13 protein-coding genes are annotated in these 16,300 nt (G+C 61.0%); 11 read left to right on the top strand and 2 right to left on the bottom strand.

All coding sequences use genetic code 11. The annotated features are described in order from the left end of the window. Nucleotides 1-19: 19 nt before the first annotated feature. On the top strand, nucleotides 20-271 hold the full coding sequence (locus JWV26_RS23080; protein ID WP_072423863.1) for a YkgJ family cysteine cluster protein: 252 nt from the start codon (nucleotides 20-22) through the stop codon (nucleotides 269-271). 66 nt (nucleotides 272-337) lie between these two features. Continuing rightward, on the top strand, nucleotides 338-937 hold the full coding sequence (locus JWV26_RS23075) for an START domain-containing protein (protein WP_196458139.1): 600 nt from the start codon (nucleotides 338-340) through the stop codon (nucleotides 935-937). A gap of 66 nt (nucleotides 938-1,003) precedes the next feature. On the opposite strand, the gene gltA is transcribed toward JWV26_RS23075, so the two are convergent. Then, nucleotides 1,004-2,287: a citrate synthase gene (gltA, locus tag JWV26_RS23070; RefSeq protein ID WP_017676770.1), complete on the bottom strand. Its 1,284-nt coding sequence runs from the start codon at nucleotides 2,285-2,287 to the stop codon at nucleotides 1,004-1,006. A gap of 363 nt (nucleotides 2,288-2,650) precedes the next feature. Between gltA and sdhC the strand changes: the two genes are divergently transcribed. The 9 genes from sdhC to sucD all read left to right on the top strand — a co-directional run bounded on the left by sdhC (nucleotide 2,651) and on the right by sucD (nucleotide 14,059). After that, the gene (gene sdhC, locus JWV26_RS23065; protein ID WP_072423864.1) at nucleotides 2,651-3,025 is read left to right on the top strand and encodes a succinate dehydrogenase, cytochrome b556 subunit; all 375 of its coding nucleotides are present in this window, start codon (nucleotides 2,651-2,653) and stop codon (nucleotides 3,023-3,025) included. Continuing rightward, on the top strand, nucleotides 3,019-3,387 hold the full coding sequence (gene sdhD / locus JWV26_RS23060) for a succinate dehydrogenase, hydrophobic membrane anchor protein (RefSeq protein ID WP_024308045.1): 369 nt from the start codon (nucleotides 3,019-3,021) through the stop codon (nucleotides 3,385-3,387). The genes sdhC and sdhD overlap by 7 nt, the downstream gene beginning before the upstream one ends. Nucleotides 3,388-3,390: 3 nt before the next feature. Continuing rightward, the gene (sdhA, locus tag JWV26_RS23055; RefSeq protein ID WP_003459985.1) at nucleotides 3,391-5,163 is read left to right on the top strand and encodes a succinate dehydrogenase flavoprotein subunit; all 1,773 of its coding nucleotides are present in this window, start codon (nucleotides 3,391-3,393) and stop codon (nucleotides 5,161-5,163) included. 11 nt (nucleotides 5,164-5,174) lie between these two features. Continuing rightward, the gene (locus JWV26_RS23050) at nucleotides 5,175-5,882 is read left to right on the top strand and encodes a succinate dehydrogenase iron-sulfur subunit (protein WP_013715382.1); all 708 of its coding nucleotides are present in this window, start codon (nucleotides 5,175-5,177) and stop codon (nucleotides 5,880-5,882) included. Nucleotides 5,883-6,131: 249 nt separating this feature from the next. Beyond that, the gene (locus JWV26_RS23045; RefSeq protein WP_072423865.1) at nucleotides 6,132-8,963 is read left to right on the top strand and encodes a 2-oxoglutarate dehydrogenase E1 component; all 2,832 of its coding nucleotides are present in this window, start codon (nucleotides 6,132-6,134) and stop codon (nucleotides 8,961-8,963) included. Nucleotides 8,964-9,028: 65 nt separating this feature from the next. Next, nucleotides 9,029-10,258 carry a 2-oxoglutarate dehydrogenase complex dihydrolipoyllysine-residue succinyltransferase gene (gene odhB, locus JWV26_RS23040; protein WP_074915208.1) on the top strand — a complete coding sequence of 410 codons (1,230 nt, stop codon included), beginning with the start codon at nucleotides 9,029-9,031 and terminating at the stop codon, nucleotides 10,256-10,258. 66 nt (nucleotides 10,259-10,324) lie between these two features. After that, the gene (gene lpdA / locus JWV26_RS23035; RefSeq protein ID WP_072423867.1) at nucleotides 10,325-11,761 is read left to right on the top strand and encodes a dihydrolipoyl dehydrogenase; all 1,437 of its coding nucleotides are present in this window, start codon (nucleotides 10,325-10,327) and stop codon (nucleotides 11,759-11,761) included. A 244-nt stretch (nucleotides 11,762-12,005) separates the two neighbouring features. After that, nucleotides 12,006-13,172, top strand: a complete 1,167-nt coding sequence (gene sucC / locus JWV26_RS23030; protein ID WP_017676775.1) for an ADP-forming succinate--CoA ligase subunit beta — start codon at nucleotides 12,006-12,008, stop codon at nucleotides 13,170-13,172. After that, the gene (gene sucD, locus JWV26_RS23025; protein ID WP_017676776.1) at nucleotides 13,172-14,059 is read left to right on the top strand and encodes a succinate--CoA ligase subunit alpha; all 888 of its coding nucleotides are present in this window, start codon (nucleotides 13,172-13,174) and stop codon (nucleotides 14,057-14,059) included. The genes sucC and sucD overlap by 1 nt, the downstream gene beginning before the upstream one ends. Nucleotides 14,060-14,198: 139 nt before the next feature. Here sucD and JWV26_RS23020 read toward each other — a convergent pair whose 3' ends face one another. Then, nucleotides 14,199-16,283 carry a TonB-dependent receptor family protein gene (locus tag JWV26_RS23020; RefSeq protein ID WP_206417910.1) on the bottom strand — a complete coding sequence of 695 codons (2,085 nt, stop codon included), beginning with the start codon at nucleotides 16,281-16,283 and terminating at the stop codon, nucleotides 14,199-14,201. Between the last annotated feature and the right edge of the window lie 17 nt (nucleotides 16,284-16,300).

The following is a 16,300-nucleotide window of genomic DNA, read 5'->3' as shown; positions in this document are numbered from 1 at the left end:
TTCCTGTTGAGGTCGTTTAATGGAGTGTCGTGCCGGTTGCGGTGCCTGCTGCATCGCGCCTTCCATCAGTTCACCGATTCCGGGCATGCCTGAGGGCAAGCCCGCTGGCGTGCGCTGTATCCATCTCAATGCCGAGTTTCTTTGCGCCATCTTCGGTCGCCCGGAGAGGCCTGCAGTGTGCGCTGGGTTCAAGGCGGAAGAGCAGTTGTGCGCGGATGATCGCGAAAGCGCCATTCGTATGTTGGGTTGGCTGGAGCAGGCGACTGCCTGACGATGTGAACCGCTCACGGCCCGTGCGGGTCGAAACGCAAACAGTCCCACCGGGAGTTGCTCGAAGATGATGCGTTATTCCGTTATGGCCATGATGTTGTGCGCGACCGCTGTCCAGGCTGCCGAGAGGCAGTGGCAGCTGGAGCGCGAAGAAGACGGTGTGAGCGTTTACCTGGCTGACGTGCCCGGATCCAAGTACAAGGCCTATCGCGGTGTGGTGACGATCAACGCTGATCTGGCCGCGGTACAGGCGGCGCAGGAAGATGTCGCGGGATCCTGCTCCTGGATCTTCAGTTGCCAGCAGCAGCGACTGCTCGAGACCGAGGGTAATGTGAGCGAGCTGTACACCCGTTTCGAGATGCCCTGGCCGGTGAAGGCGCGTGATTCGGTGATTCAGGTGACCACGCGCACCGATGCTGACGGCGCTGTCACGCGCCTGCTCAAGGCGGTGCCGCAGCGATTGCCGGAGGAGAAGGGGTTCGTGCGGGTGCAGCGTGTCGACGGCGAGTGGCATCTCAAACCGCTGGACCAGGGCAGGGTGGAGGTGACCTACGAGGTGCACACCGAGCCGGGTGGAAGCGTGCCCTCCTGGCTGGCCAACAGCTTCGTCGTCGATGCGCCGCTGCAGACGCTGCAGGGGTTGCGAGCGAAAGTGGAAGGGCGCTGAGCGAGATGCTCGCCAGGCAATAAAAAAGGCTGCCAGATTGGCAGCCTTTTTCGTCTCAGGGCGCTATCAGTCGCGGTTGGTCGGCAGGTCGCGCTGCTCGTAACCGGTGTACAGCTGGCGCGGACGGCCAATCTTGTACGGACCCGAGAGCATTTCCTTCCAGTGCGAGATCCAGCCCACGGTACGTGCCAGGGCGAAGATAACGGTGAACATCGAGGTCGGAATGCCGATGGCCTTGAGGATGATGCCCGAGTAGAAGTCGACGTTCGGGTACAGGTTGCGCTCTTTGAAGTACGGATCGGTCAGGGCGATCTCTTCCAGGCGCATGGCCAGTTCCAGCTGCGGGTCATTGGTGATGCCCAGCTCGCCGAGGACTTCGTCGCAGGTCTGCTTCATCACGGTGGCGCGCGGGTCGCGGTTCTTGTAGACGCGGTGACCGAAGCCCATCAGCTTGAACGGGTCGTTCTTGTCCTTTGCCTTGGCAATGAACTTGTCGATGTTCGAAACGTCACCGATCTCGTCGAGCATGGCCAGTACGGCTTCGTTGGCGCCACCGTGTGCCGGGCCCCACAGCGCGGCGATACCGGCTGCGATACAGGCGAACGGGTTGGCACCCGAGGAACCAGCCAGGCGTACGGTGGAGGTGGAGGCGTTCTGCTCATGGTCGGCATGGAGGATGAAGATCTTGTCCATCGCCTTGGCCAGCACCGGGCTGATCGGTTTGATCTCGCACGGTGTGTTGAACATCATGTGCAGGAAGTTTTCCGCGTAATTCAGGTCATTGCGCGGGTACATCATGGGCTGACCCATGGAGTACTTGTAGGTCATGGCAGCGATGGTCGGCATCTTGGCCACCAGGCGCATGGCCGACACTTCGCGGTGCTGCGGGTTATTGATGTCCAGCGAGTCGTGATAGAAGGCGGACAGGGCGCCAACCACCCCGCACATGATGGCCATCGGATGGGCATCGCGGCGGAAACCGTTGAAGAAGGTCTTCAACTGCTCATGAACCATGGTGTGGTTCTTGATGGTGCTGACGAACTTGGCCTTTTCTTCCTTGCTCGGCAGTTCGCCATTGAGCAGCAGGTAGCAGGTTTCCAGGTAGTCGGACTGCTCGGCGAGCTGCTCGATGGGGTAGCCGCGGTGCAGCAGGATGCCCTTGTCGCCGTCGATATAGGTGATCTTCGACTCGCAAGAGGCGGTCGACATGAAACCAGGATCAAAGGTGAACCGACCCGTGGCGGTCAGGCTCCGCACATCGATTACATCGGGACCAACAGTGCCGGTCAGAACGGGCAGTTCGACGGGGGCATTGCCCTCGATGATCAACTGCGCTTTTTTGTCAGCCATATGTGGCCTCCTAGTTATGCTTGAAATCATCAGACAGCCCCCCACGCAGGGCCCGCACCACTATAGTGGGATAAATCCGAAAGTCAATTTGCGAGAACCCAGGCAGTAGAAGGGTTTGAACGGTATTTTCAACGAAAAAAGGGCGCTATTTACGCCATTTGTTTAAAGGCTGCAATGCGCTTTTTGGGGGAGGGCATTGCATTGTCATTAGTCTGCTAACTGTCTATACTCTGCGGCCGACCGCCACAGGCTTTAGGGCCGTGTCATGGCGGTTGTCACTCATTGGGTGATGGGTACCTTGCCAGTGCACTTCCCAACAACTTTGCCCTGATCGTTAGGGGCTCTCAGTGTGATAAAAAAGCCGTGAATAGCCAACGACCTGTAAACCTAGACCTTCGGACTATCAAGCTTCCGATCACCGCTTACACGTCCATTCTTCACCGTATCTCCGGTGTCATCCTCTTTGTCGGTATCGCCATTCTGCTGTTTGGCCTCGACAAGTCGTTGACCTCCGAGGAGGGCTTCGCCCAGGTGAAAGAATGCCTGACCAGTCCGCTGGCCAAGTTCGTGATCTGGGGTCTGTTGTCCGCTCTGCTGTACCACCTGGTGGCCGGTGTACGCCACTTGATCATGGACATGGGCATCGGTGAGACGCTGGAAGGCGGCAAGCTGGGCTCGAAAATCGTCGTCGTCGTGGCGGTGGTAGTGATCGTGCTGCTGGGGGTGTGGATATGGTAACTAATGTCACGAATTTCTCGCGTTCGGGCCTCTATGACTGGATGGCTCAGCGCGTTTCTGCGGTCGTTCTCGCGGCTTACACGCTGTTTCTGCTGGGCTATGTGATCTGTAATCCGGGTATGGGCTACGCCGAATGGCATGGTCTGTTCTCGCATACCGCAATGCGCATCTTCAGCCTGCTGGCCCTTGTTGCACTGAGCGTGCACGCCTGGGTTGGCATGTGGACCATCTCCACCGACTACCTGACGCCGATGGCGCTGGGCAAGTGGGCGACTGGTGTGCGTTTCCTGTTCCAGGCCGTGTGTGGCATCGCGATGTTCGCGATGTTCGTCTGGGGCGTGCAGATTCTGTGGGGTTTCTGATTCATGGCTAGCATCCGTACTCTTTCCTATGACGCCATCATCGTGGGTGGCGGCGGCGCCGGCATGCGTGCTGCGCTGCAACTGGCCCAAGGCGGTCACAAGACTGCCGTGGTCACCAAGGTGTTCCCGACTCGTTCGCACACCGTTTCCGCTCAGGGTGGCATCACCTGCGCCATCGCTTCGGCCGATCCGAACGATGATTGGCGCTGGCACATGTACGATACCGTCAAGGGTTCCGACTACATTGGTGACCAGGACGCTATCGAATACATGTGCTCCGTCGGTCCGGAAGCCGTGTTCGAGCTCGAGCACATGGGCCTGCCGTTCTCCCGTACCGAGCAGGGCCGCATCTACCAGCGTCCGTTCGGTGGCCAGTCCAAGGGCCCGGACAATCCGACCCAGGCTGCTCGTACCTGCGCTGCTGCCGACCGTACCGGTCATGCACTGCTGCACACCCTGTATCAGGCCAACTTGAAAGCCGGCACCTCGTTCCTCAACGAGTGGTACGCGGTTGACCTGGTGAAGAACCAGGACGGCGCCATCGTCGGCGTCATCGCCATCTGCATCGAGACTGGCGAAACCGTCTACATCCGCTCCAAGGCCGTGGTTCTGGCCACCGGCGGTGCGGGTCGTATCTACGCCTCCACCACCAACGCGCTGATCAACACCGGTGACGGCGTGGGCATGGCCCTGCGTGCCGGTGTGCCGGTGCAGGACATCGAAATGTGGCAGTTCCACCCGACCGGTATCGCCGGCGCTGGTGTGCTGGTCACCGAAGGCTGCCGTGGTGAGGGTGGTTACCTGATCAACGCCCATGGCGAGCGCTTCATGGAGCGTTATGCGCCGAACGCCAAAGACCTGGCCGGTCGCGACGTGGTTGCGCGCTCGATGGTCAAGGAAGTCATCGCCGGCAACGGCTGTGGCCCGGACAAGGACCACGTACTGCTGAAGCTCGACCACCTCGGCGAAGAAGTGCTGCACAGCCGTCTGCCGGGTATCTGCGAACTGTCCAAGACCTTCGCTCACGTCGACCCGGTCGTCGCTCCGGTTCCGGTCATCCCGACCTGCCACTACATGATGGGCGGCGTGCCGACCAACATTCATGGCCAGGCCATCACTCAGGACGCCAACGGCAACGACAAGATCATCGAAGGTCTGTTCGCTGTAGGTGAAGTGGCGTGCGTATCGGTGCACGGTGCCAACCGTCTGGGCGGCAACTCCCTGCTCGACCTGGTGGTATTCGGCCGTGCCGCTGGCCTGCACCTGGAAAAAGCGCTGAAAGAAGGCGTGGAAGTCCGTGGCGCCAGCGAAACCGACATCGAACAGTCGCTGTCGCGCCTGGCCGGTGTCAACGAGCGCAGCACCGGCGAAGACGTCGCCCCGCTGCGTAAAGAGCTGCAACAGTGCATGCAGAACTACTTCGGTGTATTCCGTACCGGCGAATACATGCAGAAGGGCATCCAACAACTGGCCGACCTGCGTGAGCGCATCGCGAAAGTCAAAATCGCGGACAAGAGCCAGGCGTTCAACACTGCGCGTATCGAAGCGCTGGAACTGCAAAACCTGCTCGAAGTCGCCGAAGCGACCGCGGTCGCGGCCGAGGCTCGTAAAGAGTCCCGTGGCGCCCACGCTCGTGAAGATTTCGAGGAGCGCGATGATCAGAATTGGCTGTGCCACTCCCTGTACTTCCCAGGCGAGAAGCGCGTTGCCAAACGTGATGTCAACTTCGCGCCGAAGACCGTTCCGGCATTTGAACCCAAGGTTCGGACTTATTAAGGGTGACTGATATGTTGCAAGTCAGTGTTTATCGCTACAACCCGGAGAAGGACGCTGCTCCGTTCATGCAGGACTTCCAGGTCGACACCGGCGGCAAGGACATCATGGTCCTCGACGTGCTGGCGCTGATCAAGGAGCAGGACGAAGGCTTCTCCTACCGTCGTTCCTGCCGTGAAGGCGTATGCGGTTCCGACGGCATGAACATCAACGGCAAGAACGGCCTGGCCTGCATCACGCCGATCTCCGCTGCCGGCCTCAAGGGCGGCAAGCTGGTGATTCGTCCGTTGCCGGGTCTGCCGGTCATTCGTGACCTGGTCGTCGACATGAGCATCTTCTACAAGCAGTACGAGAAGGTGCAGCCGTTCCTGCAGAACGATACGCCGGCTCCGGCCATCGAGCGTCTGCAGTCGCCGGAAGAGCGCGAGAAGCTCGATGGCCTGTACGAGTGCATCCTGTGCGCGTGCTGCTCGACCAGCTGCCCGTCGTTCTGGTGGAACCCTGACAAGTTCCTCGGTCCCGCTGCGCTGCTGCAGGCCTATCGCTTCCTGGCCGACAGCCGTGACACCAAGACTGCTGAGCGTCTGGCTTCGCTGGACGATCCGTTCAGTGTGTTCCGTTGCCGCGGCATCATGAACTGCGTGAACGTTTGCCCCAAGGGTCTGAACCCGACCAAGGCGATCGGCCACGTGCGTAACATGCTGCTGCAGAGCGGTACCTGATTCGCAAGTTGCTATACCTGTAACACCTGCGAGTCCGGCTCAGGCCGGTCTCGCAGTAAAGCCAGAGCCGCAGCCCACAAAGCCGCGGCTCATACTCGAAAAATATGACGACCAGCAGGGGCATCCGGGCTGGTACCCGGACTATCTGCGGGAACCCAAGTGGCTTTATCCGAGTCGCAGCATCATGACTTTGATCAGGACCATGCGGTATTCACGCCGGTGGTGTCCCCTTACCGAGGGTGACCAAGCATGCAAGAAAGCGTGATGCAGCGCATGTGGGACAGTGCCCACCTATCCGGTGGCAACGCTGCCTACGTGGAAGAGCTCTACGAGCTCTACCTGCACGATCCCAACGCTGTGCCAGAAGAGTGGCGCACTTACTTCCAGAAGTTGCCGACCGACGGCAGCGCTGCAACGGACGTATCGCATTCGACCATTCGCGATCATTTCGTCCTGCTCGCCAAGAATTCGCGTCGTGCCCAGCCGGTTTCCGCCGGGGCCGTCAGCAGCGAGCACGAAAAGAAGCAGGTGGAAGTGCTGCGCTTGATCCAGGCCTACCGCATGCGTGGCCATCAGGCCGCCCAGCTCGACCCTCTGGGTCTGTGGGTGCGCACTGCGCCATCTGACCTGTCGATCAATCACTACGGCCTGACCGACGCGGATCTGGACACCACATTCCGCACTGGCGAGCTGTATATCGGCAAGGAAGAGGCAACGCTACGCGAAATCCGCGATGCGCTGCAGCAGACATATTGTCGCACCATCGGTGCCGAGTTCACCCACATCGTCGATTCCGGCCAGCGCAACTGGTTCGCCCAGCGCCTGGAAAGCGTGCGCGGTCGTCCGCAGTTTTCTGCCGAGGTGCAGGCGCATGTGCTCGAGCGCGTCACCGCTGCCGAAGGCCTGGAAAAGTACCTGGGTACCAAATACCCGGGCACCAAGCGTTTCGGCCTGGAGGGTGGCGAGAGCCTGATCCCGCTGCTGGACGAAATCATCCAGCGCTCCGGCTCCTACGGCACCAAGGAAGTGGTCATCGGCATGGCCCACCGCGGCCGTCTGAACGTGCTGGTCAATACCTTCGGCAAGAACCCGCGCGACTTGTTCGACGAGTTCGAAGGCAAGAAGACCGAAGGTCTGTCGTCCGGTGACGTGAAGTACCACCAGGGCTTTTCCTCCAACGTCATGACTGCCGGTGGCGAAGTGCACCTGGCGCTGGCGTTCAACCCCTCGCACCTGGAAATCGTTTCGCCGGTGGTCGAGGGCTCGGTGCGTGCTCGTCAAGATCGTCGTAGTGACGCCACTGGCGACAAGGTACTGCCGATTTCCATCCACGGTGACGCGGCTTTCGCCGGTCAGGGCGTGGTCATGGAAACCTTCCAGATGTCGCAGACCCGCGGCTACAAGACTGGCGGCACCATCCACATCGTGATCAACAACCAGGTCGGCTTCACCATCAGCAACCCGCTGGATGCGCGCTCCACCGAGTACGCGACCGACGTGGCGAAGATGATCCAGGCGCCGATCTTCCATGTGAACGGCGACGATCCGGAAGCCGTGCTGTTCGTCACTCAGTTGGCTGTCGATTACCGCATGCAGTACAAGCGTGACGTGGTCATCGACCTGGTCTGCTACCGCCGTCGTGGTCACAACGAGGCCGACGAGCCGAACGGTACTCAGCCGCTGATGTACCAGCAGATCGCCAAGCAGCGCACCACTCGTGAGCTGTACGCCGACGCTCTGATTGCAGCCGGCGTGCAGAGCAGCGACGACGTGCAGGCCAAGATCGACGAGTACCGTACTGCGCTGGACAACGGTCAGCACGTGGTCAAGAGCCTGGTCAAGGAGCCCAACAAGGAGCTGTTCGTCGACTGGCGTCCTTACCTGGGCCATGCCTGGACCGCGCGTCACGACACCCGTTTCGATCTGAAGACCCTGCAGGATCTGTCTTCCAAGCTGCTGGAGATCCCTGAGGGCTTCCTGGTTCAGCGTCAGGTCGCGAAGATCCTCGAAGACCGTCAGAAGATGGGCGCGGGCGGCTTGCCGATCAACTGGGGCTTCGCCGAGACCATGGCTTACGCCACTCTGCTGGTCGAAGGTCATCCGATCCGCATGACCGGTCAGGACATCGGCCGTGGCACCTTCTCGCACCGTCACGCGGTGCTGCACAACCAGAAGGATGCCTCGACCTACGTTCCGCTGAAGAACCTGTACGACGGTCAGCCGAAGTTCGAACTTTACGACTCCTACCTCTCCGAGGAAGCGGTACTGGCGTTCGAATACGGCTATGCCACCACCACGCCGAACGCGCTGGTGATCTGGGAAGCCCAGTTTGGTGATTTCGCCAACGGTGCCCAGGTGGTATTCGACCAGTTCATTTCCAGCGGCGAGACCAAGTGGGGCCGTCTCTGCGGTCTGACCGTTCTGCTGCCGCACGGCTATGAAGGGCAGGGGCCTGAGCACAGCTCGGCGCGTCTGGAGCGTTATCTGCAACTCTGTGCCGAGCACAACATGCAGGTGTGCGTGCCGACCACCCCGGCGCAGGTCTATCACATGCTGCGTCGCCAGGTGATTCGTCCGCTGCGCAAGCCGCTGGTGGTGCTGACGCCCAAGTCGCTGCTGCGTCACAAATTGGCCATCTCGACCCTGGAAGATCTGGCCGAAGGCTCCTTCCAGACCGTAATCGGCGAGATCGATTCGCTGGACCCGAAAAAGGTCGAGCGCCTGGTGCTGTGCAGCGGCAAGGTCTACTACGACCTGCTGGAAAAACGTCGTGCCGAGGGTCGCGAAGACATCGCCATCATTCGTATCGAGCAGCTCTATCCGTTCCCGGAAGACGACCTGGCCGAGGCGCTAGCGCCGTACAAGAACCTCAAGCACATCGTCTGGTGTCAGGAAGAACCGATGAACCAAGGCGCTTGGTACTGCAGCCAGCACCACATGCGTCGCGTCGCTACCGCGCACAAGAAGTCGCTGTTCCTGGAGTACGCCGGTCGTGATGCGTCGGCAGCGCCAGCCTGCGGCTATGCGTCGATGCACGCCGAGCAGCAGGAAAAACTGCTGCAGGACGCCTTTACTGTTTAACGCCTTCATCCGCTAGGTGGCAGGTGCCATCTGGCGGTAAAACCGAATTTAAGGAAACGCATACAATGGCTATCGAGATCAAAGCCCCAACCTTCCCGGAATCGGTTGCCGACGGCACCGTGGCCACCTGGCACAAGAAGCCGGGCGAAGCGGTCAAGCGCGATGAGCTGATCGTCGACATCGAAACCGACAAGGTCGTGATCGAAGTACTGGCCGAGGCCGATGGTGTTCTGGCTGAAATCATCAAGAACGAAGGCGACACCGTTCTCTCCAACGAGCTGCTGGGCAAGCTGACCGAAGGTGGCGCTGCCGCCGCTGCTCCGGCTGCCGCTCCGGCCGCTGCCGCCGCTCCGGCTCAGGCTGCTGCCCCGGCTGCCGCTGCTGGCGACGACGCCATCCTCTCGCCGGCCGCGCGCAAGCTGGCCGAAGAGAACGGCATCGACCCGAACAGCATCGCCGGCACCGGTAAAGGTGGCCGTGTGACCAAGGAAGACGTGGTCGCTGCCGTCGAAGCGAAGAAGAACGCTCCGGCTGCCGCTGCCAAACCGGCTGCTGCTCCGGCTGCTGCCGCTGCTGTCGTCGCCACTGGTGATCGCACCGAGAAGCGTGTGCCGATGACTCGCCTGCGCGCCAAGATCGCCGAGCGTCTGGTCGAGGCCCAGTCCTCCATGGCCATGCTGACCACCTTCAACGAAGTCGACATGACGGAAGTCATGGCCCTGCGTTCGAAGTACAAGGACCTGTTCGAGAAGTCCCACAATGGCGTGCGCCTGGGCTTCATGTCGTTCTTCGTCAAGGCCGCCACCGAAGCCCTGAAGCGCTTCCCGGCAGTCAACGCCTCGATCGACGGCAACGACATCGTTTACCACGGCTACGCCGACATCGGCGTTGCCGTGTCCAGCGACCGCGGTCTGGTGGTTCCGGTACTGCGTAATGCCGAGCAGATGAGCCTGGCTGAAATCGAGAGCGGCATCGCCACCTTCGGCAAGAAAGCCAAAGACGGCAAGCTGTCGATCGAAGAAATGACCGGCGGCACCTTCACCATCACCAACGGTGGTACCTTCGGTTCGATGATGTCGACGCCGATCGTCAACCCGCCGCAGGCTGCCATCCTGGGTATGCACAACATCATCCAGCGTCCGATGGCGATCAATGGTCAGGTGGTGATCCGTCCGATGATGTACCTGGCGCTGTCTTACGACCACCGCCTGATCGATGGTAAGGAAGCCGTGACCTTCCTGGTGACCATCAAGAACTTGCTTGAAGACCCGGCTCGCCTGCTGCTGGAAATCTAAAAGCCAGTCTCCTCCACGGCGGCCCTGTTCTCAGGGCCGTCCGGTTTATTCGAGAAGGAATACGTTATGACCCAGAAATTCGACGTGGTAGTCATCGGTGCCGGCCCTGGTGGCTATGTAGCCGCCATCAAAGCAGCGCAGCTCGGCCTGAAGACTGCCTGCATCGAGAAGTACCAGGGCAGCGACGGCAAGGTCGCTCTCGGCGGCACCTGCCTGAACGTCGGTTGCATTCCTTCCAAGGCGCTGCTGGACAGCTCCTGGAAGTATCACGAAGCGAAAGACGGTTTCGCCGTGCATGGTATCGAAGCCAAGGGCGTGACCATTGACGTCCCGGCCATGGTGGCGCGCAAGAACACCATCATCAAGAACCTCACCGGCGGTGTTGCCGGACTGTTCAAGGCCAACGGTGTAACCCTGCTCGAAGGCCACGGCAAGCTGCTGGCCGGCAAGCAAGTGGAAGTCACTGGCACCGACGGCAAGACCCAGGTGGTCGAAGCCGCTCACGTGATCATCGCCTCTGGCTCCAAGCCGGTCGAGATCCCGCCGGCCCCGGTCGATCAGGACGTCATCGTTGACTCCACCGGTGCCCTGGAATTCCAGAGCGTACCGAAGAAGCTGGGCGTTATCGGCGCTGGTGTGATCGGTCTGGAGCTGGGCTCGGTATGGGCTCGCCTGGGTGCCGAAGTCACCGTGCTGGAAGCCATGGACAAGTTCCTCGCTGCCGCCGACGAGCAGGTCGCCAAGGAAGCCCTGAAAACCCTGACCAAGCAGGGGCTGGACATCCGCCTGGGCGCCCGCGTCACGGCTACCGAGGTCAAGAAGAAGCAGGTTACCGTCACCTTCACCGACGCCAATGGCGAGCAGAAGATGGTGTTCGACAAGCTGATCGTGGCCGTTGGCCGTCGCCCGGTGACCACCGACCTGTTGGCCGCTGACAGCGGTGTGGATCTGGACGAGCGTGGCTTCATCTTCGTCAATGACCAGTGCGAAACCAGCGTTCCGGGTGTATACGCCATCGGTGACGTGGTGCGCGGCATGATGCTGGCTCACAAGGCCTCGGAAGAGGGCGTGATGGTTGCCGAGCGTATCGCCGGCCACAAGGCGCAGATGAACTACGACCTGATCCCCTCCGTGATCTACACCCACCCGGAAATTGCATGGGTCGGCAAGACCGAGCAGCAGCTGAAGGCCGAAGGCATTGCCGTCAATGTCGGCACCTTCCCGTTCGCTGCCAGCGGTCGTGCCATGGCGGCCAACGACACCGGCGGCTTCGTCAAGGTCATCGCTGACGCCAACACCGACCGTGTATTGGGCGTTCACGTGATCGGCCCAAGCGCTGCCGAGCTGGTACAACAAGGTGCGATCGGCATGGAATTCGGCACCAGCGCCGAAGACCTGGGCATGATGGTCTTCTCCCACCCGACCCTGTCCGAGGCGCTGCACGAAGCGGCCCTGGCGGTCAACGGTGGCGCGATCCATATCGCCAATCGCAAGAAGCGCTGAGTGTGCAAGTGGCCGGTAATGTCCGGCCACTGCAGTAGTTGTTGTAAGCCGCCGTGGTAGGCGGGGCGTCGTGTAATCGCCTCATCGCTACGGTGGTGTTTGCAAGCAGAACCACGTCGGGTGGCCCGCGTCGAGTTTGACTCGCGGCGGAAGGCCTGGCGGACTGCTTCGGCAGTCACAGGTGGCGCGGTATCACAAGTGCAGCGCCGAATGCGCAATACCTAAACGAAGACGGTAGACAAGCATGAATCTTCACGAGTATCAGGGTAAGCAGCTGTTCGCTGAATACGGCCTGCCTGTATCCAAGGGCTTCGCGGTAGACACCCCGGAAGAAGCCGCAGAAGCCTGCGAAAAAATCGGCGGCAGCGAGTGGGTCGTCAAGGCTCAGGTCCACGCTGGTGGCCGCGGTAAAGCCGGTGGCGTAAAGCTGGTCAAGAGCAAAGAAGACGCCAAGGCCTTCGCCGCCAACTGGCTGGGCAAGCGTCTGGTGACTTACCAGACTGACGCCAATGGTCAGCCGGTCAGCAAAATCCTGGTCGAATCCTGCACCGACATCGCCAAGGAACTGTACCTGGGCGCTGTAGTGGACCGCTCCAGCCGTCGCATCGTGTTCATGGCTTCCACCGAAGGTGGCGTGGACATCGAGAAAGTGGCCCACGAAACCCCTGAGAAGATCCTCAAGGCCACCATTGATCCGCTGGTTGGCGCTCAGCCGTACCAGGGGCGTGAGCTGGCTTTCCAGCTGGGTCTGGAAGGCAAGCAGGTCGCTCAGTTCGCCAAGATCTTCGTAGGTCTGGCCAAGCTGTTCAAAGATCACGATCTGGCTCTGCTGGAAGTCAACCCGCTGGTCATCAAGGCTGACGGCGACCTCCACTGCCTGGATGCGAAGATCAACATCGACGCTAACGCCATGTACCGTCAGCCGAAGCTGAAGACCTTCCACGACCCGTCGCAAGACGATCCTCGTGAAGCCCACGCTGCCAGCTTCGAGCTGAACTACGTGGCCCTGGAAGGCAACATCGGCTGCATGGTCAACGGTGCCGGTCTGGCCATGGGTACCATGGACATCGTCAACCTGCACGGCGGCAAGCCAGCCAACTTCCTCGACGTAGGTGGCGGCGCAACCAAAGAGCGCGTGACCGAAGCGTTCAAGATCATCCTGTCCGACAGCAACGTCGCTGCCGTTCTGGTGAACATCTTCGGCGGCATCGTTCGTTGCGACATGATTGCCGAAGGCATCATCGGCGCCGTGAAAGAAGTCGGCGTGAAAATCCCGGTGGTCGTCCGCCTGGAAGGTAACAACGCTGAGCTGGGCGCCAAGGTCCTGGCTGAAAGCGGCCTGAACATCATCGCGGCAACCAGCCTGACCGACGCTGCTCAGCAAGTCGTCAAAGCTGCGGAGGGCAAGTAATGAGCGTCCTGATCAATAAAGACACCAAAGTCATCTGCCAGGGCTTCACCGGCTCGCAGGGTACTTTCCACTCCGAACAAGCCATCGCCTACGGCACCAAGATGGTTGGCGGCGTGACTCCGGGTAAAGGTGGCACTACCCACCTGGGCCTGCCAGTGTTCAACACTGTCAAAGAAGCTGTCGAAGCCACTGGCGCTGACGCTTCGGTCATCTACGTTCCGGCTCCGTTCTGCAAAGACTCGATCCTGGAAGCTGCATTCGGTGGCATCAAGCTGATCGTCTGCATCACTGAAGGCATTCCTACCCTGGACATGCTGGATGCCAAGGTCATCTGCGACGAGCTGGGCGTTCGCCTGATCGGCCCGAACTGCCCGGGCGTGATCACTCCCGGCGAGTGCAAGATCGGCATCATGCCGGGTCACATCCACCTGCCAGGCAAGGTAGGCATCGTGTCGCGTTCCGGCACCCTGACCTATGAAGCCGTCAAGCAGACCACCGACGCCGGCTTCGGCCAGTCCACCTGCGTGGGCATCGGCGGCGACCCCATCCCGGGCTCCAACTTCATCGATATCCTGAAACTGTTCCAGGAAGATCCGAAGACCGAAGCGATCGTCATGATCGGTGAGATCGGCGGTTCGGCTGAAGAAGAAGCGGCTGCCTACATCAAGGCCAACGTCACCAAGCCTGTAGTTTCCTACATCGCTGGTGTGACCGCTCCTCCCGGCAAGCGCATGGGCCATGCTGGCGCCATCATTTCCGGCGGCAAGGGCACTGCAGACGAGAAATTCGCTGCACTGCAGGACGCTGGCGTGAAAACCGTGCGTTCCCTGGCTGACATCGGCAAGGCCCTGGCCGAGCTGACCGGTTGGGAAGTCAAGAAGGCCTAAGCCTTCGCTGACTGCTCGCGAAAAGGCCACCTTCGGGTGGCCTTTTTGTTTTTGAGCGCGTGCGTATCTGGCGATACGTATCCTCTGGCGCCTTATCCCACGAGCGGCGGACATTGGATGCACACATGCGCCGCGAGCCTTAATCGAACTGGTATTGCACGCCTGCGCCGACATACCAGGCGCGCTCCGGGCCGGGTTCGTAGTAGCGGCCGTTGCCGTCACCGACGATCACCGACCCGATGTACTCGCGATCCAGCAGGTTGTCGATACGAAGCACCTGGTTGAAGGTCAGTGCGCCGGCCTTCTGCTCGAAGCGCGCCTGCCAGTTGAACAGCGCATGGCTGGGCGCCGTCTTGGCGGTATTGCTGTCCTCGACATAGAGCTTGCTGCGGTACAGGCCTTCGACGGCGGTGCTGAAGCCTTCGACCGGTTGCCAGGCCAGTTCGCCATACAGCGTGCGTGCGGGAATGCCGGGCAGGTGGTTACCTTCTTCGATCAGGCGGCCGTTGCTGGTGAAATCCTTGCTGTAGGTGGCATCGATCTCGGTGTAGGCGAGGTTGGCGCGCAGGGTGTCGCTCAAGCGGCTTTCCAGTGCCAGCTCGAGGCCCCTGCGGCGAGTCTGTGCGGCGTTCTGGAAGCGTGAGCGGCCGCCGCTGGCCGACGCCACCACCAGCTCGTCGTCGGTGTCGATCTGGAACAGCGCCAGTTGCAGGCTGGTCGCTTGTGCGAGGCGGGCCTTGAGACCGATTTCAATTTGCTCGCTGGTGGCCGGTTTCAGCTCGAAGCCGAAGCTGTTGTCGGGGCCGGAATAGGACAGCTCGTTCAACGTCGGCGTCTCCAGCCCGTTGCCCCAGCTGGCATAGATATTCAGATCTGGTAGCAGGGCGTAACTGGCGCCAAGAGTGGGCGTGAGCTCACGGTAGGTGACCGAGCCGCTGTCGTCGCCATTGCTCAGGAAGCGGTCATCCACGTCGAACTCCACCTGGCTGTGGCGCAGACCAGCCTGCAGGTCGAGTTTGCCCAGTTGCCAGGCTGCCTGGACGTAGGGCGACAGGCTGGTGACCTCGTTGCGCTCGTCGCGGCGCAGATTACCTTTCACGCCCAGGGTGGTGCCGATGAAGTTCTCGTAGCCCTGACGGTCATCGCGCGAATAGTCGTAGTCCAGGCCGGTGGTGACAGTCAGCAGGCTGCTGCCGAGGTCGAAGGATTGAATCCAGCGGTTGCCGATGCCGTGGAAGCGGCGTTCGAAATCGATCACACCACCGGACTGAGAGGCCGGTGTCTGCGCGGCCACAGGGATCGACTGGTACTGGATCACCCGCCGCGTGCCGCTGTAGACCGTGCTCTGCCAGGTGCCGGCGGCGAAGCTGCGCTCGTAGTTGAGGGCGAACTGGCGATGATCGACGGTCTTGCGCGTATCGAACTGCAGTGCGCTGGGCGCGGCAGATCGCCGATCAGCCTGTACCTGATCCCAGCTCAGACCCTGCGGGTCTTGTGTGTCGTTCTGATCCAGTTCACTGAAGCTGAGGCTGAGCTTGCTGAGGTCATCCGGGTACAAGGTCAGTTTGGCGAAGGTCTTGTCGAGGATGGCGCCGCTGTGGTCGCGGTAACCGTCTGTCTCGAAATGCGAGCGGTTGATGATGAAACCGGCTCTGTCGTTGCCGCCTTCGGCCGAGACACGGGTACGGCTGGTGCCGTAAGTGGCCTGGGAGGTGTCCAGCGCGACCTTGGGGGCACCTTCGCCATCGCGCGAGAACAGCTGGATGACACCGCCGGAGTTGCTGCCGTAGACGCTGGCGAATGGCCCACGCAGGACCTCGATGCGCTCCAGAGTGTCGAGATCGAAGGTCGCCGCCTGGCCCTGGCCGTCCGGATTGGACAGCGGCACACCATCAGCCAGCAGCTTGATGCCACGAATGCCAAAGGCCGAGCGGGCGCCGAAGCCGCGTGAGGATATTTGCAGGTCCTGCGCATAATTTTGCCGATTCTGCACCACCAGTCCCGGGACGCTGCCGAGTGCTTCGGAGAGGTTGACGCCGGGTTTGCCCAGAGTGGCTTGTTCGGCATCGATGCGGTTGACCGAGAAGGGCAGTTGCCAGCCGCTGGCCTGATAACGGCTGCCGGTGACCACCAGTGGGTCGGCCTGGTAGGTGGCGTTTTCGGCCTGTGCCGCCAGTGGCAGGAACAGTGTGGGCAGCCAGAAGCGGGGGCTCAGCCGGTACATAAGCGAAATGTCTCCCT

Origin of the sequence: Ectopseudomonas toyotomiensis (genome assembly GCF_017167985.1) — a bacterium.
Taxonomy (GTDB): domain Bacteria; phylum Pseudomonadota; class Gammaproteobacteria; order Pseudomonadales; family Pseudomonadaceae; genus Aquipseudomonas; species Aquipseudomonas toyotomiensis.
Note: the sequence above shows the minus strand (reverse complement) of the source record. Positions and strands in the feature narration are given on the sequence as shown.